The following is a 22,088-nucleotide window of genomic DNA, read 5'->3' on the forward strand; positions in this document are numbered from 1 at the left end:
GGCGCGGCTCATGGAGCGAGCAGCCGAATGCTCGACGCCGGGACCCATCCCTCCGTGGCGCCCCAGCGGACCTCCGCGAGCCCGCCCGATCTCCTGCCGACCTCGACCGACGCACCCTCGGGGATCGCGCTGTGCTCCGCGCGGGGCAGCGCGCGCCCGTCCTCGTCGAGGAGCCGGACCTCGGGGACCACCACCACGCCAGCCCGGGTCGTGAGGCGGAGGTGCCGCGCCGCATAGGTGAGCGGCACCAGCGCGAGCAGCGCGGCGAGCGCCGTCGGCGCAAGGACGCTGCCCGCGACGTGCGCAGGGCCGGCGGGGCGGCGCCGCAGGACCATGCCCAGGGCGAGGAGCAGCGACGCGAGGAGCGCGGCCGCCGCCCAGGTGCGCTCCGAGGCGAGGCCGACGATGACCCGGCCGAGCGTCGGGCGCACGTCGACCGCATCGGTGGCGCGGCGCGAGCGCCGGCGGGTGATCTCGGCGCGCACGAGATCCAGCGCGCGATCCGCGTCGGCGTCGCCCGGACGGAGCCGCAGCGCCTCCTCGAACGCGGCCGCCGCCCGGCCGAGGTCTCCGGGGCGATCCGCGCCCTCGCGGACGCGCGTGAGGTAGGCGAGCCCGCGGTTGTAGCTCGCGTCCGGGTGCACGAAGCCGCGGTCGGCGAGCAGCTCGAACGTGTCGATCGCCGCGCCGTACTCGCCGCGGCCGAGCGCGGCCGTGCCCTCCTGGAACAGCACCTCCGGGGGCTCCGCCGGCTGCGCGCGCGCCTCGCTCGACGGCAGCGCCGCCGCGAGGCCGGCAGCGAGGAGGAGCGCGCCGGCGAGGGGGCGCCTGCGGCGGCCGTTCACGCGGGCTTCCATCGCGAGAGCTCGGTCACGACGGCGCGGCCCTGCTCGACGAGCGCCGCGGCGGCGGCGCCGCCGCCCTCCTGCGCGGTCGGCTCGAACCGGATCGCCTCGCACGCGGCCAGCGCCTCGCAAGCGCGCGACGAGAGCGGCCCGGGGACGCCGCGCCTGCCAAGCTCGCCCGGGAGCTCCGCGAGCAGGACGCCGCGCGAGCGGAGGCCCGTCGCGGACTCGATCGCCCGGTGCACCGCGCGCTCGACCGCCGCGGCCGTCGCCCCGAGATCCCCCTGCGCGGCCGCCTCCTCCGCTTCGCGCTGGGCGATCGCCGCGAGCCGGGCGGGCGAGGTCGCGCCCGCCGCGCGGCGATCGCGCGCACGGCGCAGGAGCCGATCGCCCGCGCCGAACAGCGTCACGACGAGCGGCGGCGCGGCCAGGAGCAGCCAGAACGGCGCGCCGTCGAGGGGCAGCGTCGCGGGCGGGGCGTGCGGGCCGAGCGACGTGCGGAGCCCCGGCATGCCGGCGAACGGCTCGCCCCGGCCAGCGCCGTCGCCCTCGGCTCGAGGCGCCCCGGACGGCGGCCCGGACGACGCCGGAGGAGCCACCGGGCTGACCTGGACGACGCCGAGCTCGGCGCGCTCGACCACGTAGCGCTTCTGCGCCGGATCCCAGTAGGGGAGCTCGATCTTCCCGAGATTGACCGCGCCGCTCTCCTGGATCCGGACGACGTAGCCGAACGATCGGGTGCCGCCGATCGCGCCGCCGCGCGGCTCGATCGCGTCGCGCTTCTCCGGGTCGAGCCACTCGAGCCCGGTCCGCTCCGGCACCCGGAGCGACTGGGGGAAGTTGCCGGTGCCCGCGACCTGCACGGTCACGGCGACCGAGCCGCCCTGCTCGATCTGGCGCGGCTGCACCGTCGCCTTGAGCGTGAACTGACCGACGTCGCCGACGACATAGCCGGACGGGCGGCCGGCGAGGGGCGGCTCCGTGACCTTGACGACGACGTCGTTCGATTCGCGCAGCACGCGCGCGCCGATCCGGCGCGCGGTGATGCGCGTCTGCATGCTGCCCGTGTGCAGCTCGCCCGTCTTCAGCGGGAACAGCGCCAGCTTGTCGACGAGGCGGGCCGCGTAGCGGTGCCCGCCGACCCGCGTGTACACGGGCCGCTCGTTGCGGGGGTCCTCGAGGAGCGGGTGGCGAAGGAAGTCCGCGGCGGGCGCCGCGCGGGGCTCGGTCATCTCGGCGTTCTCGCGGAAGTACAGGTAGAACGAGACCGTGACCTGCTCGCCGACCACCGCGGTCGTCTTGTCGGGGATGGCGCGCAGGAACACCACCGGGTCCGGCTCGCGCGGCATCGCCAGCCCTGTCGCCTCGGGCTCGGGCTCGTCCTGGGTCGCCTCGTCGTCGAAGAGGCCGCCCGAGCCGCCGAACGGCCACGGGAAGCCCTGCAGCGGGCCGCCGGGCAACAGGAACGGGTTGTTCGGCCGGCGAGGCCGCCCGCTCGCCGGCGCGACCTTGATCATGATGGGAGCCGCCGGCAGGCGCCTGCCGTTCCACGAGATCGTCGGCCCCGGGATGGTGTAGCGGCCGGGCTTGTTCGCGACGATCTGCCACGTCGCGCTGATGCCCAGCTGCGTGATCATGACGCCGCCCCCGAGCTGGGTCTTCATCTGCGTCCCGATGCTCGGGCCGGAGACGATCGAGAGGTCGGGCGGGACACGCAGCTCCGGATCGGAGGGCATGCCGGCGCCGCGCTCGACGAGCGCCTTGACCTCGACCGTGAACGGCTCGCCGACCTCGACGTCGGTGGAGCTCGCGCGGGCCGAGAGCTCCGGCTGCTGCTGGGCGCGCGCGCGGAGCGGGGCGAGCAACGCGAGCAACGCCACGAGCAGCGCGGTCGCGAGCGGCGCGAGGCGCGGGGGGGCGAGCGCGAGCGGGCGCGTCACTTGTCCTCCATGCCGCGGCCGCGCCGCATGCCGGCCTTGTTCTTCGCTTCCTGCTCCTGATACGTCGGCGCCTCCTCGAGCTGGTCGAGGATGCGATCGTCCTGCCGGCCGGTCTGCGGCGGCTCCTGGGGCTGCTCGCGCGGCGGCTCGGGTGGCTCGGGTGAGCCGGCGTCGGGCGTCTGGTCCTGCGGGCCAGCGTCAGGGCTCTGATCCTGGTCGCCGCCGTCGTCGCCCGCGTCCTGGTCGCCGCCGTCGTCTCCCGCGTCCTGGTCGCCGCCGTCGTCTCCCGCGTCTCCCGCGTCCTGGTCGCCGCCGTCGTCGCCCGCGTCGGGCTCGGCGTCCGGCGGCGCATCGGGCTCGGCATCGGGCTCGGCGTCCGGCGGCGCGGCGTCCTTCTGGTCCTCGATGCGCCGCAGAGCGATCGCCCGGTTCCAGGCGGCGTCCCGGCCGACGCCGTCGCCGCCGGCCTCCTCGAGGACCCCGGGGATGATGGCCAGCGCCTGATCGTAATACGTCACGGCGTCCTCGTACTTGCGCCGCAAGAACTCGAGGTTGCCCGAGAGGTAGCGGGCCCGCGCGCGCAGATCGGCCGGCACGCTCGGATCGGCCCCGATCGCCTTCAGGAGGACCAGCGCGCAGTCGATCTCGATCCCGCGCAGCGCGTCGCTCTGCTCCTGCTCCGGCCCGCCGTCCGCGAGCTCCTCGTCACCGAACCGATGACCGTAGCGCTCGGCCAGATGGAACAGCGCCAGCCCGAGATCGAACGAGCCGTTCGGCTTCTGGCGCACGGAGTCCGGCAGCCCGATGCCGGCGTCGCTGCACGGGCCCGTCCCCAGGTAGCTCTGGAGGGCCTGCTCGGCAGACTCGAGGTTGCCCGCGTCGAGATCGCGGATCGCCTGGTCGACCGCCGGCGCGTTCCGCTCGAACGGGGACGTCGGATCCCACCCGCTGCACCCGGTCGCCGCAGAGAACGCGGCCCCGGTGAGGCACGCGGCGGCGAGCCCGATCGCGATCCAGCGCCCGCGGCGAGCGAAGAACCCGGCGAGATCCACGCGCTTGCGATCACGACGCGGCATGCCGCCCTCCCGCGTTCCCCCCGGAAGCCTGCCCCGCTCCCGCCCCGAGCGGGCGCCCCTTCAGCAACGCGGCGCGCTTCGGCGCGGCCTCGGGGCGCGTCGCCACGAAGCGACGGCGCGGAGCGTCCTTGAGGAACACCTCGGCGATGAGGAGCAGGATCGCGAGGCCGAGCGGGTAGAAGTAGACGTCCGCGTAGACCGTCTCGACCCGCTCCGAGAGCTCGCTCTTCATCTGCCGCCTGAGCTCCGCGGCGATCGTCTCGATGCCCGTGGTCCCCTTCTCCGCGCGGATGATCTGCCCGCCCGGCGTGGCCTGCGCGATCGACGCGAGCTGCTGCTCGCCCGACAGCGACAGCTCGGTCGTGAGCGGCTTGCCCTGGCGATCCGTCCGCCACCCGACGATGCGGCCGTCCTGGCCGATCTCCGGGATCGGCTCCGGCGTGCGCCCGCCGATCTGAACGACGTGGATCGTCGTGCCCTGGGCGCCGATCGCCTGGGCGACGCTCAGCGGGTAGCCCTCGAGGTCCTCGCCGTCCGTGACGAGCAGGATGATCCGCTTGTGCTCGGCGGACTTCGGATCGCGCCTCAGGAGCTCGTTCGCCTGGTCGAGCGCGCGCGCGATCGCCGTGCCGCCGATCGGCATGTCGTTCGGGTCGAGCTGGCGGAAGAACTGCGCGATCGCCGCGCCGTCGGCGGTCAGCGGGAAGCCCATCGGCTCGCCGGCGAACGCGACCGCGCCGAAGCGCGCGCCCTCGAGATCCTTGATGAGGCGGGCGACCTCGACCTTCGCCCGGAAGATGCGGGACGGCTCGACGTCGCGCGCGTACATGCTCTTCGAGTAGTCGAGCACGACCACCACGTCGACGTTGGTCGCCGGCACGAGCCGCGTGCCCTTGCCGTACTGGGGGCGCGCCGCGGCCACGAACGCGAGCGCCGTCGCGAGCACGAGCAGCACGCCCTTCCAGGCGCGGCGCTTCGCCGGATCGGCGGTCGTGAGCGCCTTCACGCGATCCTCGTCGCCGAAGCGCTTGATGGCGCGCGCCACGCCGAAGCCGCCCAGGATGAGCAGGAGGCCGATCAGCGCGGCAAACGCCGTCCCGAGCAGGAACCAGGGGGCCGCAAAGTTCACGGGAACCTCCGGAGCAGCCAGGCGCGCAGGAGCGCGTCGAGCCCGATCAGGAACACCCCCGGCAGGAGCAGGAACGGGAAGAGATCCTCGTACGCGGCGCTCGACGCCTCGAAGCGGGTCTTCTCCAGCCGGTCGAGCACGTCGTGCATGCTGTCCGCGAGCCCCTTCGCGTCGGTCGCCACGTACGACGCGCCGCCGGTCTTCTGCGCGATCTCCTGGAGCAGCGCGGGGTTCACCGGGAAGCGGTGGCGCACGTAGCGCGGCTGCCCGAAGAGATCGATGCCGTCCTCGACCTCGACCTCGTCGTCGGTGCCGATCTGGATCGTGTAGACCTTCGCGCCGAGCGAGGTCGCGAGGTGGGTCGCGTACTCGGGGGAGATGGCCCCGGCGTTCGAGTCGCCGTCGGTCAGGAGGATGACGACCTTCGACTGCGCGTCGCTCCTGCGCAGGCGCGCGACCGCGGTGCCGAGCGCGTCGCCGATCGCCGTCGCGCTGCCGTCGATCACGTTGAGCGTCATCTGCGAGACCATCTGCGTCAGCAGGTGGTAGTCGAGCGTCGGCGGCGACAGCACGTAGGCGGCCTTGCCGAAGACGACGACGCCGAGGCGATCGGTCCTCCTGCGGCTGATGAAGTCCTGGAGGACGAGCTTGGCCGTGTCGAGCCGGGTCAGCCGCTTGCCGCGCGGCAGCTTCGGCTGGCCAGGGAGGTCGCTCGCCCGCGCGTCGAGGATCGCGCGCATCGAGCCCGACAGGTCGAGCGCCACGACGATGTCGATGCCCTTGTCGTCCGAGCGCTGCTCGCGGAGCACGCTGACCGGCCGCCCCATCGCGAGGACGAGCAGCGCGAGCGCCACGGCGCGCAGCACGCCCGGCAGGTCGCGCAGGTGGCTGCGCAGCCCGCGCGGCCCGCGCGCGAGCGGCGCGACCGTGCCGAGCCGGAGCCGCGGCCTGCGCGCGTCCTCCGCGAAGATGCCCCAGTACCAGACGACGGGCACCGCGACGAGCGCGAGCAAGAACCACGGGTTCTGCCAGCTCGCCGAGGACCAGGCGTCGCGGCGCGCGAGGTAGGGGTACACGCAGGCGAGCGCGGCGACGACGAGCGTCGCGAGGAGGGCGAGCGCTGCGCGCTTCGTGCGGCTCAAGGCGCCTCCTCTCCCTCTGGCGCCCGGGACGGGCGAGCGGGCGGCTGCTGCCCGCCGGCGGGCGAGCTCCGGGGGCCGGCGCCGTCGCCCGGACGCGCCGCCGGCGGGGTCGTGCGGTGCACGATGCTCTCGCCGTCGTCGAGCGCCGTGAGGCAGTCGGCCTCGCTCGGCTGGAGGCGCGCGAACTTCACGAGATCGCAGTCGGCGAGGAACCGCGCGATCTGCGGCAGCACCGGCACGGGCGGGCGCACCCGCGCGAGCAGGTCCCGCATCTCGTCGCTCGTCGTCTCGAGGCCGTCGAAGCCGTACCGCGCGCCGAGGTACCTGCGCACGCAGTCGCTCACGAGGTCGAAGTACTCACCGGTCCGCCCCTCGCCGAGCAGGTCGGAGCGCCGGAGCGCCTCGAGCTCCTCGAGCGCGGCGACCCACGGCAGCTTGGGCGGCGGCGCGACCACCACGCGGGGCCGGCGCAGCCAGCGCCGGACCAGCCACGCAACGAGCAGCCCGAGCGCCGCGCCGATGAGGATGCCGGCCGTGAGCTGCTTCGCGAGCACCCACTCCTCCCGCTGCGGCCGCGGCGGCGGGTTCGGCTTGACCTTGGGGTCCCGCTCGTTGGCGATCGGGTCCTCGATCACGATCTCGTGCGGCCGGGTGCAGACGGTGACGAGCTCCCCGCTCGCGCGGGACACGGCGATCGGCACCGGCGGCAGCAGGAGGGCGCTCCTCCCGGGCTCCTTGGGCAGCGGGACGAACGGGATGACGAGCCTGGTCGTGGCGCCGGCGTCGGTGGCCGTCGTCGTGCTGGTCGGCCCCGCGCCCGCGTCGGCCTCCGGCAGGACGAACCCCGCCTTCTGGATCGCGCGCGCGGCGTCGCTGTCGCCCTGGACCTTGAAGCCCTCCGGCAGCACCGTCTCGCCCTTGCCGTGCGTGACCGTGATCTCGAGGTGGGCCGCGTACCCGCTGAACCCGTTCTTCGGGAACGTCTCCTCGATCCGGGGGCGCGTCGCGCCGGGCGGCACGTGCTCCGCGCACGAGGCCCACACGCTCTCGCCGCGCTCCGTGGCCGCCGGGGCCGGGGTCGGAGGCGGCGGCGGGGTGTCGTCAGCGGCGGGCCCTCCGGCGCCGCCGGCGTCCGGCTGCGATCGTGCCGGCGACGCGCACGCGAGCGCCGCCGCCAGCGCGGCCCACGCGAGCGGGCTCGCGCCGCGCGCGGCGCGGACCGCCGAGCGACGCGCCCTCATCGCCTGAGCCTCCGCGCCCGCTTGGCGAACAGGTCGCGCAGCGGGCTCACGAAGCTCTCGCCGGTCTTCACCACCACGGCGTCGAGCGCGAGCTTCTTGAACAGCTTGTCGCGGTCGCCCCGGAGCTTGCGCATGGCGGCGCGGTAGTGGTCGCGCACCGCCCGGTCGCCGGTGTCCACCACGACCTCTTCCCCGGTCTCCAGGTCCTCGAACGTCGCGAGCCCCACGTCGGGCAGCTCCTCGTCGCGCGGGTCGACGAGCATCACCGGGATCACGTCGTGCTTGGCGCTCGCGAGCGAGAGCGAGCGCTCGAAGCCGGAGGCGAAGAAATCGCTGATCACGAAGGCCACGCTCCTCCGCTTGGCGACCTTCACCAGCGTCTCGAGCGCGAGCTTCAGGTTCGTCCCGGTGTACTTCGGCTCGTGCCCGAGGATCTCCCGGATGACGCGCATCACGTGCTTGTCCCCCTTCTTCGGCGGGACGAGCTTCTCGATGGCCTCGGTCGCGAGCACGAGGCCCACGCGGTCGTTGTTCTTGATGGCGCTGAAGGAGCAGAGCGCGGCGATCTCGGCGGCGACGCGCGCCTTCGACGCGCGCCGCGTGCCGAACTGCTCGCTCTGCGAGGCGTCGACGACCAGCATGACGGTCATCTCCCGCTCCTCGACGAACACCTTCACGAACGGCTCGCTCATGCGGGCCGAGACGTTCCAGTCGATCCAGCGCACGTCGTCGCCGGGCAGGTAGGCGCGCACCTCGCGGAACGAGAGCCCTTGCCCCTTGAAGACGGACGAGTACGTCCCGGAGAGCTGCTCGTTGGCGAGCCGTTGCGTCCGGATCTCGATGCGCCGGAGCTGCTTCAGGAGCTCCGGCGGCAGCGGGTTCTTCGAGCCGGAGGCCTTGCTCACGGCACCTCGACCACCTCGAACACGCGCCGGACGATCTGCTCGGACGTGACCTCCTCGGCCTCCGCCTCGTAGGTCAGGACGACCCGGTGCCGGAGCACGTCGGGGCCGATCGCCTTCACGTCCTCCGGCGTGACGTAGCCCCGGTGGCGCAGGAAGGCGTGCGCGCGCGCCGCCAGCGCCAGCGCGATCGAGGCGCGCGGGCTCGCCCCGTACTCGATGAGGCTGCTCAGCTCCCGCATCCCCTTCTGCCCGGGCTCGCGCGTCGCGAAGACCACGTCCACGATGTAGTCCTTCACGCGATCGTCCATGTACACGTCGCGCACGACCTTGCGCGCGGACACGAGCTCCTCGGGGGTCGTCACCTTCGCGGCCTTGCCCTCGACCACCCCCGTCGTGCGGTCGATGATCTGCCGCTCCTCGGCCCGCGCGGGGTACCCGACCTTGACCATGAGCATGAACCTGTCGACCTGCGCCTCCGGGAGGCGGTAGGTCCCCTCCTGCTCGATCGGGTTCTGGGTCGCCATGACCACGAACGGGCTCGGCAGCGGGTAGGTCGTGTCGCCGATCGTGACCTGCCGCTCCTGCATCGCCTCGAGGAGCGCGCTCTGCACCTTCGCCGGGGCGCGGTTGATCTCGTCGGCGAGCACGAGGTTCGCGAAGATCGGGCCCAGCTTCGAGGTGAAGTCGCCCTTCTGGTGGTTGTAGATGACGGTGCCGATGAGGTCGGCGGGCAGCAGATCGGGCGTGAACTGGATCCGCGAGAACTTCGCGTGGATGGCGTCGCAGAGCGTCCGCACCGTCAGCGTCTTGGCGAGGCCCGGGACGCCCTCGAGGAGGACGTGGCCCCCGGTGAGCAGCCCGATGAGGATGCGCTCGATCATGTACGTCTGGCCGACGATGACCTTGCCGACCTCGCTCAGCAGGGTGTCGATGAAGGCGCTCTCTTTGGCGACCAGCTCGTTCAGGGCGCGTACGTCGTGCATAACGGGTGGGAGCTCATAGCAAGCCCGGCCGCCCGAGGACAACCGGCGCCTCTCGAATATTCCTCGGCGCGAGGCGGGGCCGCGGCGCGCGCTAGAAGCCGGGCTCGCGGAATTTGGCGCGCCCGGTCTCGGCAGGCGATCGGGAGCGAGGCGGGCTCGCGCTCGCGGCGGGGGTGGAGGACGGCGGCGCCGCGGGCGCGGTGGACGGGGCCGGCTCTGACACGTGCGCGGGCTCCGGGGCGCGCGGCTCGGCGGTGGCGACCCCCGGGCGCGGCTCCACCGTGACGGCCGGCGCCGCCGGCACCGCCACGGGCGGCGCGCCGGGGCCCTCCCCGAGGCCGATCCACAGGAGCGTCGCCGCCCCGAGCAACGCGCCCGAGGCGACGAGCGCCGCCGCGGTGGCGATCGTCCGGGCGCGGCGGCGCGGGTCCAGGCGCGAGGGGGTGCGCCCCCGCGCCCTGCCCTCCGCGGCGCGCAAGGCGTCCTTGATCAGCGCCGTGCGACGCGACGCGCGCGCGGCGAGCGCGTTGCGGATGTACCCCGTGACCTCGCCAGGGCGGCTGCCGAGGGTGGCGTCCACTGCCTCGAGCGCGTCCGCGAGCTCGGCCATCGTCGCGAAGCGCTCGGCCGGATCCTTGGCCAGCGCGCGCATCACCGCCGCCTCGAGCGCGGGGGGGTACCCGGGGACGAGGGGGCCCGGCGGATCGACCGGCTCGGGCCGCGCGATGCGCGCCATCGTCGCGAGGTCGTGGCTGGCGGCGAACGGGTGCGTGCCCGTCGTCAGCTGATAGAGCACGATCCCGAGCGCGAAGACGTCGGACCGCCGGTCCAGCTGCTCGCTATAGACCTGCTCGGGCGCCATGAAGAGGATCTTGCCCTTCATGTGCCCGGTGTTGGTCGTCGGGTTGTCCACCTGCGCCATGGCCTTGGCCACGCCGAAATCGGCGATTTTGACCGAGCCGTCCCGCGTGATCAGGATGTTGTGCGGCGAGACGTCCCGGTGAACGAGCCCGACCAGCGCCCCGTCGTCGTCCCGTAGCTCGTGGGCCGCATGCAGCCCGCGCGCCGCCTCGATCGCGATCCTCACCGCGACGGGCAGGGGGAGCGGGCTGCCCTGCTTGCGGGTGCTGCCGCCGAGCAGCGCCACGAGCGCGTCGCCGTCGATCCACTCCATCACGAAGTAGAGCACCCCGCTCTGCTCACCTTGATCCAGGATCGCGCACACATTGGGGTGCTTGATCCGGGCGGCGATGCGCGACTCCGTGAGGAACATGCGCTTGCAGCGCGGATCGCTGGAGAGCGCCGGCAGCATCGTCTTGACTGCAACGATCTTGTCGCCCGCCGCCCCGCCGCGCTCTCGGGCCGCCCACACCGTCCCCATTCCGCCCTGCGCGATGGCGATCAGCAGCTCATAGCGGCCGAGAAGCTGGCCTGGCACAAGATCGACGGGCGCTATCACAGCTCGTACCTGCGACTCCTGTGTCGTCGTGAGTCCGACCATGCTGAAGCTCTCACCGACAGTGGGAGAGCGTTCCAGGCGGGTCGTGCAAGAGCGTTCCAGGATCGGACGCCAATCTCAAACAATTTTCCAGTTGTCGAGGATCGGCCGGCGTGAGTACGGTTAGACTGCCTCTATCGCTTGGTGATGGAAGGAGGCGCGGGTGAAGCATCGGATCACCATCGGCGGAGTGGTATTCTTCGCCTTGGTCGGCGTCGGTCCGGCTGCGTTCGCCGAGCCTTCCCCGGAGGACGCCGGCCGCGCGCCGCCGGCCGCGGTCGCGAGCGACACTGCGGCTGTCGTTGCGCCCCACAAGCCGAGCGCCGCGGAGCTCGCGTCCGCGCGGCGCCTCTTCGCGCTCGGCCTCGCCGCGGAGGACAGCGGCCGGTGGGCAGAGGCGCTGGAGACGTACGAGCGCATCCGCAAGATCGTCGTGTCCCCGCCTCTCTGGTATCACCTCGGCGTCTGTCACGAGGCGCTCGGCCACGTCGTCGAGGCGCTCAACGCATTTGAGCTCGCCGCGTCCGGCGCGGCCGCGCGGAACGAGATCGCGCTCGCCAGGGAGTCGCGGGCACGACTGGAGAAGCTTCGCGTGAAGACGTCGCAGATCGTCCTGCAGCTGCCCGAGGACGCGACCGGCGTGCACGTCGAGATCGACGGTGAGCCGATCCACGCCGCGCTCGTCGGCGCGGCCATCCTCGTGAGCCCCGGGGCGCGGCGGGTCCTGGTGGCGGCCGAGAACTATGCGGCGCGGTTCGAGGCGACGGTGCAGGCCGAGACGGGCGCGGTCGTCGAGCTGCGGGCCGAGCTCGGCCGCAAGCGCTCGCCCGCGGTCCCGCTGTCGAGCGCGCCCGCGCGCCAGGCGCTGCCCAGCGCGCCCGCGCCCGGGCCGCGCGTCTCGCCGGTGGTCGTCGTGGGGACGGCGGCCGCGCTCGCCGCCGGCGCCGTGGTCACGGGCGCCCTGGCGTACGACGTGCGGCACAGCTTCCTGAAGAAGAACGAGAACCCTGCCCCGGGCTCGCTGGGCGAGCGGCAGGCGCTGCGCGACCGCGGGCAAGCGCTCGCCGTCACGAGCACGGTGCTCACCGGGGCCGCCGTTATCGCGGGCGGCTTCGCCACCTACCTCTTCTGGCCCTCGTCCTCCTCGCCTGCGGCTCCTCCGGACGCCGCCGGGCGGCGGCCCGCGCCCGCGCTGCGCGCCCCCCGCCCGGCGGCGCTCGCGCCATGGGTCGGCGCGGACGGCGCCGGGGTCGCCGTGCGGGGAGTGCTGTGAGCGGCGCACCTCGCCCCGGAGCGGGCGTCGTCGCCGCGCTCGCCCTCGCCTGCGCCGGCCTCGGCGCGTGCGCCTTCATCGCGCCGTTCCCCGACGTCGCGGCGGATCCCGTGCCGGTGGGCGAGGGGGGAGGCGGCGGCGGCGGCGGCGGCGGGGCGGGCGGCGGCGGCGAGGTTCAGGAGATCTGCGTCCCCCTCACCGAGGCGGCCTGCTACGCGGGGCCGCAGGGCACGCAGGGCGTCGGCCTCTGCGTCGCCGGCGTCGCCGCGTGCAGCGACGACGGGACGGACGTCGGCGCCTGCGTCGGCCAGGTGCTGCCCGCGTTCGAGAACTGCGCCACGCCCGAGGACGAGAACTGCGACGGGCGAGCGTGCACGGGCGACCCCGTGCACAGCGTCGCGCTCGGCGGCGCCGGCGCTCAGCAGGGCCTGGGCATCGCCGCCTCCGCCGACGCCGTCGTGGTGGTCGGCTCGGCGTCGGGCAGCACCGATCTCGGCGCGGGCCCGTCGGACGAGCTGGGCGCGCTCGGCGAGCCGGACGCTTTCCTCGTCTCGTTCTCCCGCGACGCCTCCAGGCGCGAGGGGCGGTTCCGGTTCGGCCGTCGCTTCGCGGACAGCGTCGCCCGGGCGGTCGCGCTCGCGCCGGGGGGCGATGTGGTGCTCGCGGGCAGCGCGGCCGGCGACGTCGATTTCGGCGGCGGCGTGCTCGAGGGCGCCGGCCGCCGCGCCGACGTCGTCGTGGCGCGGTTCGACGCGACCGGGGCGCACCAGTTCAGCCGGCGGTTCGGCGACGACGCCACGCAACACGCGGCGGCGGTCGCCGTGGACCAGGCGGGGAACGCCTTCATCACCGGCGAGTTCTCGGGCACGCTCGACTTCGGCGAGGGCCGCCGGGGCGAGCGGTTCACCCTGGAGAGCCACGGCAAGAGCGATGCCTTCCTGGTCAAGCTCGACGCTGCCGGCCACGTCGACTGGGCCAAGCGGTTCGGCGGCCAGGGAGATCAGGCCGGTACCGGCGTCGCCGTCGACGGCGACGGCGACATCGTCGTCGTCGGCTGGTTCAGCCGGGAGGTCGATTTCGGGGGCGAGAGGCCGCTCACCACCGACGCCATGACCAACCTGTTCGTCGCGAAGCTCGACCCCTCGGGCGACCACGTCTGGAGCAGGGCGGCCGACGCGACCAACGCGGCCGAGGCGGTCGGCGTGGCGATCGATGGAGCGGGCAACATCCTCGTGACCGGCTCGTTCCGGAGAACGATCTCCATCGGCGAGTCGCTGCTCACGAGCAATGGGGACAAGGACGTCTTCCTCATCCGGCTGGACGAGAACGGCGTCCTGCAGTGGTGCGAGGACTTCGGCGACGACGCCGACCAGGAGGGCGCCTCCGTCGCGGTCGATCTCGCGGGCAACATCCTCCTCACCGGCTCCTTCCTGGGGAGCCTCGACATCGGCGAGGAGGCGCACTCGGCCGTGGGCGCCGCCGACGTGTTCGTGGCGAAGCTCGACCCCGCCAGCCATCCGATCTGGTTGCGCTCGTTCGGCGACTCGGGCGAGCAGCGCGGCGCGGCCGTCGCCGTCGATCTGCTCGGCGATGGCTGGGTGACCGGCCGCTTCGACGGCCTCCTCGATCGCGGGGCAGCCACGGCCGCGAGCCAGGGCGCCGGCGATGCGTTCCTCGTGCAGATCGGGCCGTGAGCGCCGCTCGCCGGCGGCTCACTCGCCGGCGAGCGGGTAGATCGGCCGGATGTCGATCGGGATCCCCTCGAGGCCGCCGAGCGCGTGCTGCATCGGCTCCGAGACCTCTCCGTATCTGGCGAGGAGCTCGCCGGCGGCCTGCCTGTCGCCGCGGTGCTGCACCATGCAGAGGTCGCGGACGAGGCGGGTGATGGCGGCCTCGAGCTCCTCGGCGTCGACGGTGAAGCGCCGTGTCGCCGGGTCGAAGCGGGCGGCGCGCTCCTCGAGGAACCGGTTGATCTGGAGCGCGGCCCCCTTGCCGTGCGCCTCGGCCACGCCGAAGCGGGTGCTCCTGAAGAGCCCTGCGAAATAGGAGATGAGGAGCTTTCCCCTGAAATCGGCCGCGAAGTGGCCTCGCCGGATCATGAAGAGGACGTTGTAAGCGCCCATCACGTCGGCCTTGGCCTCCTCCAGCGCGGAGTACGTCGGGCCGAGCGCGATCCGCACCTCGACCCGCTCCCCGCCCACGGTCGTGAACGCAGGGCCGAGGCTGTGCGAGAGCTCGTGGAAGAGCGTCTCGTTGAAGAACGCGTCGGAGGACAGGTGATCGAGCTGCGCCGGGTCGAGGATGCGCTCGGCGATAGGGCGCATGATCAGCTCGAACTTCGTCTCGATGACGTTGCGGAGCAGGACCTTCTTGGCCCCCTTCTCGGCGCGGACGCGCTCGTCGTTCGGCAGGTTGAACGCGATCGTCTGGACCGATTTGCGGGCGTCGCCGGCGCTGAACACGAGGTCGACGACCTGGATGGGGCTCTCGCCGCCCCGCGCGGTCTTCACGTCCTCGGGGACAGGCAGGTTGCGCTCCATCTCCGGGAGGAGCTCCTTGTACTTCGAGAGCTTCCGGGAAGCGTCGGGGTCGCTCACCGTGACGAACGACTCGAACGAGGCCTTGAGGCCGAGGAGCTCGTCCTCGTAGGTCTCGTAAGGGCCGATGGTCACCTCGACGCGGCTGTCGAGGTCCATCCAGTCCTTGTCGGATGCATAGTAGTCGTCGGAGCGGAACGCGGCGGCCCGGGACCTCAGGAACCGTCTTAGGCTCTCGCTCGCGGTGAGCGCCGCGGCCTCCTCGAGGAGCGCGCCGGCGGGGCCGAGCCACGCGGCGTAGGCCTGGCTGTACGGCACGGCGACGAGCCGGCCCTGGTCCCGGCGGATGAGCGTGAACAGGCTCTCGAAGGCCTCCTTGTCGCCCGGGTGCTGCTCGACCCACGCGTTGAGCTCGTCGGCCGAGAGATCTTCCGGGTAGAAGCCGGCGCCGGGAGGATGGGGCCTGTCGATGGCGAAGGGGCGGTGGTGATCCTGCCTGTCCCACGGGCCGCGCATGATGTCGAAGTAGGCGAGCCTGTCCCGCCCCTCCGGGGTGCCGTCCGCGACGAGCTTCTCGCGGAGCTCCGGGTTCCCGGCGTAGGCCTGCCGATCGAACACGGGATCGAGCTGCCGCGAGGCCTCGATGAGCTTGCCGAGCGCTCTCCTCTCCGGCTCGGGCAGAGCGCCGATGTCCGCGGTGAGCCTGGCCGGCGCGAACTGCTTGACCTTCTCGGACAACATCGGGACCTCCTTATCTCGTGAGATGAGCTCCCCGGCTCAGGGGCGGCTCGCTGGGACCGGGTGGGCGTCGCGGTACTCGCGGATCGCCTGGGCTTCGTCGACGGCGTGCTTGAACCCCGTGGCGGCGCGGAAGGCGGCGCCGTCCACGACGACGGGGTACTTGATGTGGGTCAGCGCCGCGCGAGGGAGCTTCGGCAGGCCGAAGCGGCCGAGCGCGTTGCGCAGCACGAACTCGGGGAGGGGCACCGCCACCCGGCCCGCCGCCCGGATGATGAGCGACAGGGGCACAGGCTGCGGGCCAGAGACGTTGTAGACGCCGCGGATGCGCTTCTCGAGGGCGAGGCAGATGGCGGTCACGACGTCCCGCTCGTGCATGAACTGGAACAGCGGGTCGAACCCGAGCACGTACGGGACGCGGGGGCCTCGGAGGAAGCTCGCCAGCGTGCCGTGGCCTGTCGGGCCGAGCGTGTAGCACATGCGGAGAACGGTCGTGCAGAGCTCGGGAGCGCGCCAGAGCGCCGTGCAGGCGTAGAGATCGGCCGCGACGAGGTCGGCGAGCTCGGGGAAGGTGGACACCGCCATCGGAGGATCCTCCTCCGTGTGGTAGAGCGGCGATTCGGGGCCGGCGCCGTAGTAGGTGTGTCGGCCGACGAAGATCACGTGTTCGACCCCGCAGGCGCGGCTGTTGTCGAAGACGACGCGCGTGCCGCCGAGGTTGATCCGATACCGCTCCTCCGTCTGTTCCACGAGGTGCGTCACGGTCGCCATGTGGATGACGGCCTGGGGCCGGGTCTTGCGGAACACGTCCTCCGCGGCGCGCTTCTGCAGATCCACGTTGTGCATCTCGATGCCGGCCGGGGCGGTCGGCCACGGCCGCCGGTCGATGCCGATCACCTCGTGCCCCTCCTCGAGGAGGCGCGTCGCGACCATGCGGCCCAGCGGGCCGGTGATCCCTGGGATGAGGACCCTCATGCGTGCTCCTTCGATGAGGCGGGCCTGGGCGGCGTGGCGCCGCGCCAGTCCACTGCCAGCTTCCCGCGGCGCCGCTTTCGCCCGGCCTCGATGAGCTCGGCGATCCTCGCCTTCACCTGCTCGACGTGGCCCAGGATCACCTCGTCTTCCTCGGCGCCGGTCCCGGCGAACGTCATCGGCTCGCCGTACGTGATCTCCAGCTGGACCGGCAGCGGCGCCGGGATGAGGTACGGGGTGATCGGGATGTACGGCACGCCGAACAGCCGGCCGATCGTGTACGAGTTGGCGATGGTCGGCACCGCCTCGCCGCCGCCGACGAAGCCGAAGGGGATGACGGGCGTCCTCGTCTTCATCGCGAGCCGGACGAACCCCGATCCGAAGTGCACGAGCGAGTTGCGCTCGCTGTAGAGCTTGGCGGTGCCGCGCGCTCCCTCGGGGAACACCATGAGCAGCCGCTCGTCCTCGAGGAGGCGGCTCGCGTGCTCGGGGAGGCCGGTGAACTGCCCTGTGCGGCTCGACCAGAGCGAGGTGAAGGGGAGGCGATTGATGAATTTCTCCGCCATCCCCTCGGCCAGACGCGGAGGATCCATGGCGAAGAACATCGACGCGACCACCATCGCCCCGTCGATGGCGACTCCCCCGCAGTGATTGCCGACGAGCATCGCCCGCCCGCGCGCGGGGACGTTCTCCAGGCCCGTCACGCCCACCGAGAAGTAATGATGATAGAAGAAGTCCAGGAGGGAGAAGAAGAGACCCAGGTGCTTCCGGGAAATGCCGTACGGATCGACCCCGAAGCTGTTGAAAGGGATCTCCAGCCGCTGGACGCGCTGGGCAATCGAGTCGCTGACGAGCAGAGTCAAGGGTCACCCTCCGGGAGGCTTCGGCGCCCGGAGGGTATGCGCGATCGGGCGAGGAGCACAACCTCCGCCAACCGGCACAAGAGGCAGCCGGCGCGGCGGAGCCATGGACCACGCGCCGCGCGCCGGGCGCGCTCGTCGAGGATCGCTCCTCGAAACATAACGCGCCGCGGCGAACAACCGCCTGTACGTGGAGACCGCGAACGCGCGAGCGCAGTCGACGTATGTCGCGCTCGGAATGCGGCGTTCGCACGCGGAGCTCTACGATCTCGATTTGGCCTTCGGCTCGTCCTGAGGGGGCCGGCTCTCCTGGTTCGAGCCAGGGGGGACGACCGCGGCCATCGACGGCCAGGAGCCCTTGACGAGGGCTCGCATCGCGGCCGTCTTCAGCGCCACCTCCCCGGGATCGAGGAAGACGCCGAGGGCCTGGCGGATGTGAGGGAGCGTGCGGATGAGATCGGCTGGCGTCATCGCTTCGGGCGGTGACACATCGCTCCGCTCGCAGGCCTCCTGGATGAGCTTTCTGGCGAACGCGGGTGCGAGGCCACAGCACTCGACGACCTGCTCAAAAAGCGAGCGCATGAGCTGGTTCCCCCCGGGTAACGTCCGACGCGCGGCGCGTCTTTCACTTGGGCGAGCACATACCGCCCTACGACAAGAATAGCCTACCTCCCCTATCGCGCTCGTGAGGCGACCACTGACGTTCTGCTGTCTTCCGTGAGCATGTAGGCGATGCCGCGCGTTCAATGTGCGATAGCGCGACCCGGCGTCGCGCTATCGGCGCCGAGGTCGCGGGTGCTCGCGGTCGTCGGGGTGTTGGACGTGTCTCCATGGTCGGAGTGTTGGACGCGGCGGCGAAAAGGATCATGGCTCGGCCCGGGAGGCGCGCTGGATCCATGCGCACGTACCGTCTTGGGCTATCTCCGCGGTGACGTCGTGCGTCACAGCCCTGTGCGCGTCACAGGCCGGATGGCTTGAAGGGCGTCCGGGAGGACGTCCGCGGAGCGCTCCGCTTCGGCTCTGGCGCCTTTGGCGCGGTCTTCGGCGCCGCGCTCCGAACGGTCGATGAGCGGGTGGCCGGCTTCGCGGTCGGGGCCGCGGATCCGCTGGTCGCGCGCGTGTCGGGCCGGCTCGTCCTCGGCTTGACGGCCGCGGGCGGGGTTGCTCGGGAGATCGGCCGCGGGGCGGGGCTCGTCGCACGGTTGGCGGTGGGGGCAGGGACCTGCGCGGGCCCACCGGGCGTGGAGCCGTGGGTGGACCGGTCAGGGGCGGAGCCCTGGGCGGCTCCGCCGGGAATCACGCCCCGAGCGGAGCTGTCGGGAACAGCGCCCCGAGCGGAGCCGCCGGGGACCGGGGACCCGGCCGGGTCGCCGGGATGCCCGGGCGAGGCCGCCTGGACCGGCCCGCTGGCCGCCGCGGCCGCGGGGAAGAAGGACGAGATCCGGGAGACAGAGGCGTTCTCCGCCGTGAAGGGAACGGCTGGCTCTTGCTGGCCGGCGGCGAGAAAGGCGCCCGCCCCGACCGCGAGCGCGACAGCGCAGGCGCTGGCGAGCACGCGGCGGCGCACGATGTGGTGCCGGCCGCGGGAGACGGCCTCGGAGACGACGGCGCCCAGCCCCGGCGCGCTGCTCTCGGCGCCCGAGTTGTCCTGCGCCGCCCCGACGCTCCGCTGGGTCAGGGGAGCGCGCTGGCTCAGGGGCAGACGATCGCTCAATGGAGAGCGCGGGCTCAGGGGCAGAGGATCGCTCAACGGAGAGCGCTGGCTCAGCGGCGATCGCGCCGACCGGGGCGCCGACGCGGGGCCGCCCCGCGCGCTGAGCGGCGCGGTGAGGCTCTCCGGCGGCCCGCGCAAACCGACCTCCTTGATGAGCGCCTCCACCGCCCGGGGCGACGACACAGCGAGGCCCGGCGTCTGCGTGGCTGCGTCTTCCAGCGCCTCGGCGAACGCCGCGGCGGTCGGGAAGCGGTCGTCGGGGTCGGTGCGCAGCGCGCGCAGGCAGATCTGGTCGAGCGCGGCCGGCACCGACGGGACCACCCCGCGCGGACCCGCGGGCGCGCCCTGGAGGATCTGCGCGAGCAGCGCGCCGTCGTTGTCGGCCTTGAACAGGCGCTCTTCCGTGAGCATCTCCCAGAGCACCACGCCGGCCGAGTACACGTCGCTGCGACGGTCGACGTTCGCGGCCCGGATCTGCTCGGGGGCCATGTAGGCGAGCTTGCCCTTGAGCGCGTTGCCCCGCGTCGACATGAGCCGCGTCTCGGCGCGGGCCACGCCGAAGTCGGTGATGCGCGCGATGCCGTCGACGCCGACGAGCACGTTCTGCGGCGAGACGTCGCGGTGCACGAGGTTGAGCGGCTCGCCCTCGCCCCCCGTGAGCTCGTGCGCGGCGTGGAGACCCGCGAGCACGTCGAGGAAGATGCGGAGCACGATCCCGAGCGGGACGGGCCGCTTCGCCCGCGCGCACGTGCGGAGCAAGCTGTGCAGCGACGGCCCCTCGATGTACTCCATGACGAGGAACAGCGGGTCCTCGACGAGATCGAACGTCGCGACGACATTGGGGTGGCGGACCCGCGCCGCGAGGCGCGCCTCGTCGAGGAACATCGCGACGAACTCGGGCTCCGCCGCGATGTGCGGGTGCATCATCTTCAGGGCGACGAGGCGCTCGAACCCGCCGGCGCCCAGGGCCCGCCCGAGATACACCGTCGCCATGCCGCCTGACGCGATGGCGCGCAAGCTCTCATAGCGGCCCGCGTGCAAGGTCACGTGACCAGACTACACCATGCGTGATGCGTTCTCCACGACTCCCGCGCCGCTCGCGCGAGCCTCCTCCCACACGGCCGCGAGGAGAACCGGATTCTGTGTCGATGTGAGGTGCCCTGCGACCGAGCGCCGAGCCCAGGGGCGCCGAGCCCAGCGGCTCACGTGACCTGTCTCTCGGCGATCCAGGGCCGCGCGCGGCGCGGGAGCGCGATCAGCTCACGATCGGCAGCCGCCTGGCCGCCCGCCGTGGGCGCGCGCCGCCCTGCTCGCGCTCGCGCAATGCAAGGTCGTGCTCGATGATCGTCAGGGGGTTGTCGTAGGCCGGCAAAGGAAGATCCTGATTCTTCGCATAGACAGGGTGCCTGCCGTGCTTTTTGTACCACTCGGCCACCGTGGCGTTGGCCTTCATCTTCTCGAGGATATTCCGCCACCCAGCCCCGGTGTTGTACGCACAGAAGCTGATCTCGCCGAGCTGTGTTCCGTACGGAATGATGCACATCTCGGTGCGACGGAAGTCGTAATTGAACAGGTCCTGGAACCACATGCCCGCGACGAAAAGGACCCGCCACTCGTACTCGCGGGCGTCGCCCTCGCCGGCGTGCGCGGCGCCCGTCTGGCTCATGAACTGCTTCACGAGCGTCGCGAGGTGGAAGCCGGGCGGCGCGTTCTCCGGCTGGTAATGGCGCAGCAGCGCGGCGACGACCTGCGCCTTCGTGAGGGCGCGGCCGCGCCCCGCGTCGAAGATCGCGCGCAGGTCGGAGAGCAGCCCTTCGACATCGATGAAGTCGAGCAGCGGGACCATCTGCTTCGTCTTCTTGTGGACGAACAGCACGGTCCCGATCCCGCAGTTCGGGTGGCAGCCGCAGTTGATTTGCCCCCAGTCCTTGTCGGGGCCGTCGAGGAGGTCGGTCACGTTGCCGAAGGGGCTGAGCGCCGACAGGGGGAACCAGTCGCGCAGCGGGTCGGTCACGCCGGTCTGACGGGCGATGTCGTGCGCGAGGTGGCTCAGCGTATAGCGCTGCTGCTCGCGCAGCTCGTCGGAGATGTCCTCGTCGCGGCCGGTGAAGCTGACCGGCTGGAAGCTGACGACGGTGATCTTGTCGGCGTTCTGGACCGCAAAGTCGATGATGGGCCCCACCTGATCGTTGTTGACCCCGTTGACGATCGTCACGACCAGGATGACGTCGATCCCGGCGGCCGAGAGCTCCTCGATCGCCCGCAGCTTCACGTCGTAGAGGTTCCCGATCTTCCGGTGGCCGTTCGCGGCGTTCGTGACCCCGTCGAACTGCAGGTACGCCATCCGGAGGCCCGCTTCCTTGGCCTTCCTGGCGAAGCCCGGCTCGTCCGCGAAGCGGATCCCGTTCGTCGCGCACTGCACCGCGAAGTACCCCTTCTCGCGCGCGTACCGGATCGCGTCGAGGAAGTGCGGGCTCAGCGTCGGCTCGCCGCCGGAGAACTGGATCGACATCTGGCGGCGCGGGCGCACCGCCGCCGCGTCGTCCAGGATCCGCGTGATCTCCTCCCAGGAGAGCTCATGCACGTAGCCGACCTGATTGGCATCCATGAAGCACGGGTCGCACATCATGTTGCAGCGGTTCGTCAGGTCGACCGTGAGCACCGCGCCGCGACCGTAACGGATGGTGCTCGAACCGTGGTCGTGGATCCTGTCCTTCGTCATCTCGACGTCGCGGCCGCCGAAGAGACGCTCGATCCGGGCCAGGAACGCCGGGTCGATCGAGATCGTGTCCGAGAAGAAGCCATGCTTCGGGCACGTCTTCTCCATGACCACGCGCCCTTCGCGCGCGACGATGCTGGCGCGGATCTCCCCGGGCTTGTCCGTGATGAGCTTGGTCCAGTCCGCCCTGCCACTCAGGATCTCGGCGCGCGCCTCCTTGACGCAGCGCGGGCACAGGCTGTCCGTCTCGCGAGGCCAGCCGAGCGGGGGCTTCGTGCGCTCGCCGCCCCTCGGGATCGGCTTGTCGCTCCACTTCGGGTGAAACGGCCTGGGCTCGCCGCCGAGGCGGCTCAGTCGCTGCAAGATCGGCCACGCCTTGCCGGCGGAGACCGTGATGGCCTTTTCCAGTATCCGTACCAGGTCGATCAAGCGTCACCTCTCTCACAGCCGCATTTCGCGGCTGCACGGTAGGTCGACCTAGCGCGTGCTTCCATCAAATTCCAGGCTATCACGCGG

The 22,088-nt window shown here is 72.3% G+C and carries 17 protein-coding genes; 2 read left to right on the top strand and 15 right to left on the bottom strand.

Features of this window, described 5'->3' with window-relative positions:
* Positions 1-8 precede the first annotated feature (8 nt).
* The 9 genes from ACSRUE_RS15965 to ACSRUE_RS16005 form a co-directional block, all read right to left on the bottom strand.
* Positions 9-857, bottom strand: a complete 849-nt coding sequence (locus tag ACSRUE_RS15965) for a hypothetical protein (RefSeq protein WP_441291742.1) — start codon at positions 855-857, stop codon at positions 9-11.
* Positions 842-2,785 carry a BatD family protein gene (locus ACSRUE_RS15970; RefSeq protein WP_441291743.1) on the bottom strand — a complete coding sequence of 648 codons (1,944 nt, stop codon included), beginning with the start codon at positions 2,783-2,785 and terminating at the stop codon, positions 842-844. The genes ACSRUE_RS15965 and ACSRUE_RS15970 overlap by 16 nt, the downstream gene beginning before the upstream one ends.
* Entirely contained in the window at positions 2,782-3,861 is a 1,080-nt protein-coding gene (locus tag ACSRUE_RS15975) for a tetratricopeptide repeat protein (protein WP_441291744.1), read from the bottom strand. Before ACSRUE_RS15975 ends, ACSRUE_RS15970 begins: the two co-directional genes overlap by 4 nt.
* The gene (locus ACSRUE_RS15980) at positions 3,848-4,990 is read right to left on the bottom strand and encodes a vWA domain-containing protein (protein ID WP_441291745.1); all 1,143 of its coding nucleotides are present in this window, start codon (positions 4,988-4,990) and stop codon (positions 3,848-3,850) included. Before ACSRUE_RS15980 ends, ACSRUE_RS15975 begins: the two co-directional genes overlap by 14 nt.
* Positions 4,987-6,132 carry a VWA domain-containing protein gene (locus tag ACSRUE_RS15985; protein WP_441291746.1) on the bottom strand — a complete coding sequence of 382 codons (1,146 nt, stop codon included), beginning with the start codon at positions 6,130-6,132 and terminating at the stop codon, positions 4,987-4,989. Before ACSRUE_RS15985 ends, ACSRUE_RS15980 begins: the two co-directional genes overlap by 4 nt.
* On the bottom strand, positions 6,129-7,373 hold the full coding sequence (locus ACSRUE_RS15990; RefSeq protein ID WP_441291747.1) for a hypothetical protein: 1,245 nt from the start codon (positions 7,371-7,373) through the stop codon (positions 6,129-6,131). The genes ACSRUE_RS15985 and ACSRUE_RS15990 overlap by 4 nt, the downstream gene beginning before the upstream one ends.
* Positions 7,370-8,278: a DUF58 domain-containing protein gene (locus ACSRUE_RS15995; protein ID WP_441291748.1), complete on the bottom strand. Its 909-nt coding sequence runs from the start codon at positions 8,276-8,278 to the stop codon at positions 7,370-7,372. Before ACSRUE_RS15995 ends, ACSRUE_RS15990 begins: the two co-directional genes overlap by 4 nt.
* Positions 8,275-9,261, bottom strand: coding sequence for an AAA family ATPase (locus ACSRUE_RS16000; RefSeq protein ID WP_437524192.1), 987 nt, complete (start codon positions 9,259-9,261; stop codon positions 8,275-8,277). Before ACSRUE_RS16000 ends, ACSRUE_RS15995 begins: the two co-directional genes overlap by 4 nt.
* A gap of 91 nt (positions 9,262-9,352) precedes the next feature.
* Positions 9,353-10,699, bottom strand: a complete 1,347-nt coding sequence (locus ACSRUE_RS16005) for a serine/threonine-protein kinase (RefSeq protein WP_441291749.1) — start codon at positions 10,697-10,699, stop codon at positions 9,353-9,355.
* Positions 10,700-10,922: 223 nt separating this feature from the next.
* Between ACSRUE_RS16005 and ACSRUE_RS16010 the strand changes: the two genes are divergently transcribed.
* Together ACSRUE_RS16010 and ACSRUE_RS16015 are read left to right on the top strand one after the other, a co-directional pair.
* Entirely contained in the window at positions 10,923-12,032 is a 1,110-nt protein-coding gene (locus ACSRUE_RS16010; RefSeq protein WP_441291750.1) for a hypothetical protein, read from the top strand.
* Positions 12,029-13,726 carry a hypothetical protein gene (locus ACSRUE_RS16015; protein ID WP_441291751.1) on the top strand — a complete coding sequence of 566 codons (1,698 nt, stop codon included), beginning with the start codon at positions 12,029-12,031 and terminating at the stop codon, positions 13,724-13,726. The genes ACSRUE_RS16010 and ACSRUE_RS16015 overlap by 4 nt, the downstream gene beginning before the upstream one ends.
* 18 nt (positions 13,727-13,744) lie before the next feature.
* On the opposite strand, the gene ACSRUE_RS16020 is transcribed toward ACSRUE_RS16015, so the two are convergent.
* The 6 genes from ACSRUE_RS16020 to ACSRUE_RS16045 all read right to left on the bottom strand — a co-directional run bounded on the left by ACSRUE_RS16020 (position 13,745) and on the right by ACSRUE_RS16045 (position 22,001).
* Positions 13,745-15,310 (bottom strand): dipeptidyl-peptidase 3 family protein, encoded by a 1,566-nt coding sequence (locus ACSRUE_RS16020; protein WP_441291752.1) that lies wholly within the window; start codon positions 15,308-15,310, stop codon positions 13,745-13,747.
* 36 nt (positions 15,311-15,346) lie between these two features.
* Positions 15,347-16,282 carry an SDR family oxidoreductase gene (locus tag ACSRUE_RS16025; protein WP_437765058.1) on the bottom strand — a complete coding sequence of 312 codons (936 nt, stop codon included), beginning with the start codon at positions 16,280-16,282 and terminating at the stop codon, positions 15,347-15,349.
* Positions 16,279-17,142 (bottom strand): lysophospholipid acyltransferase family protein, encoded by an 864-nt coding sequence (locus ACSRUE_RS16030; protein WP_437765059.1) that lies wholly within the window; start codon positions 17,140-17,142, stop codon positions 16,279-16,281. The genes ACSRUE_RS16025 and ACSRUE_RS16030 overlap by 4 nt, the downstream gene beginning before the upstream one ends.
* A gap of 258 nt (positions 17,143-17,400) precedes the next feature.
* On the bottom strand, positions 17,401-17,721 hold the full coding sequence (locus ACSRUE_RS16035; RefSeq protein WP_441291753.1) for a hypothetical protein: 321 nt from the start codon (positions 17,719-17,721) through the stop codon (positions 17,401-17,403).
* Between the two features lie 376 nt (positions 17,722-18,097).
* Positions 18,098-19,900 carry a protein kinase domain-containing protein gene (locus ACSRUE_RS16040; protein ID WP_441291754.1) on the bottom strand — a complete coding sequence of 601 codons (1,803 nt, stop codon included), beginning with the start codon at positions 19,898-19,900 and terminating at the stop codon, positions 18,098-18,100.
* A 208-nt stretch (positions 19,901-20,108) separates the two neighbouring features.
* Positions 20,109-22,001: a radical SAM protein gene (locus ACSRUE_RS16045; protein WP_441291755.1), complete on the bottom strand. Its 1,893-nt coding sequence runs from the start codon at positions 21,999-22,001 to the stop codon at positions 20,109-20,111.
* Between the last annotated feature and the right edge of the window lie 87 nt (positions 22,002-22,088).

It is taken from the genome of Sorangium sp. KYC3313 (assembly GCF_052075895.1).
In the GTDB taxonomy this organism is placed as follows: domain Bacteria; phylum Myxococcota_A; class Polyangia; order Polyangiales; family Polyangiaceae; genus Sorangium; species Sorangium cellulosum_B.

Bases quoted from the DNA above. Each gene is read 5' to 3' on its own strand.
- ACSRUE_RS15965 (WP_441291742.1), bottom strand. From the start codon at position 857: ATGGAAGCCCGCGTGAACGGCCGCCGCAGGCGCCCCCTCGCCGGCGCG.
- ACSRUE_RS15975 (WP_441291744.1), bottom strand. From the start codon at position 3,861: ATGCCGCGTCGTGATCGCAAGCGCGTGGATCTCGCCGGGTTCTTCGCT.
- ACSRUE_RS15990 (WP_441291747.1), bottom strand. From the start codon at position 7,373: ATGAGGGCGCGTCGCTCGGCGGTCCGCGCCGCGCGCGGCGCGAGCCCG.
- ACSRUE_RS16000 (WP_437524192.1), bottom strand. From the start codon at position 9,261: ATGCACGACGTACGCGCCCTGAACGAGCTGGTCGCCAAAGAGAGCGCC.
- ACSRUE_RS16020 (WP_441291752.1), bottom strand. From the start codon at position 15,310: ATGTTGTCCGAGAAGGTCAAGCAGTTCGCGCCGGCCAGGCTCACCGCG.
- ACSRUE_RS16025 (WP_437765058.1), bottom strand. From the start codon at position 16,282: ATGAGGGTCCTCATCCCAGGGATCACCGGCCCGCTGGGCCGCATGGTC.
- ACSRUE_RS16035 (WP_441291753.1), bottom strand. From the start codon at position 17,721: ATGCGCTCGCTTTTTGAGCAGGTCGTCGAGTGCTGTGGCCTCGCACCC.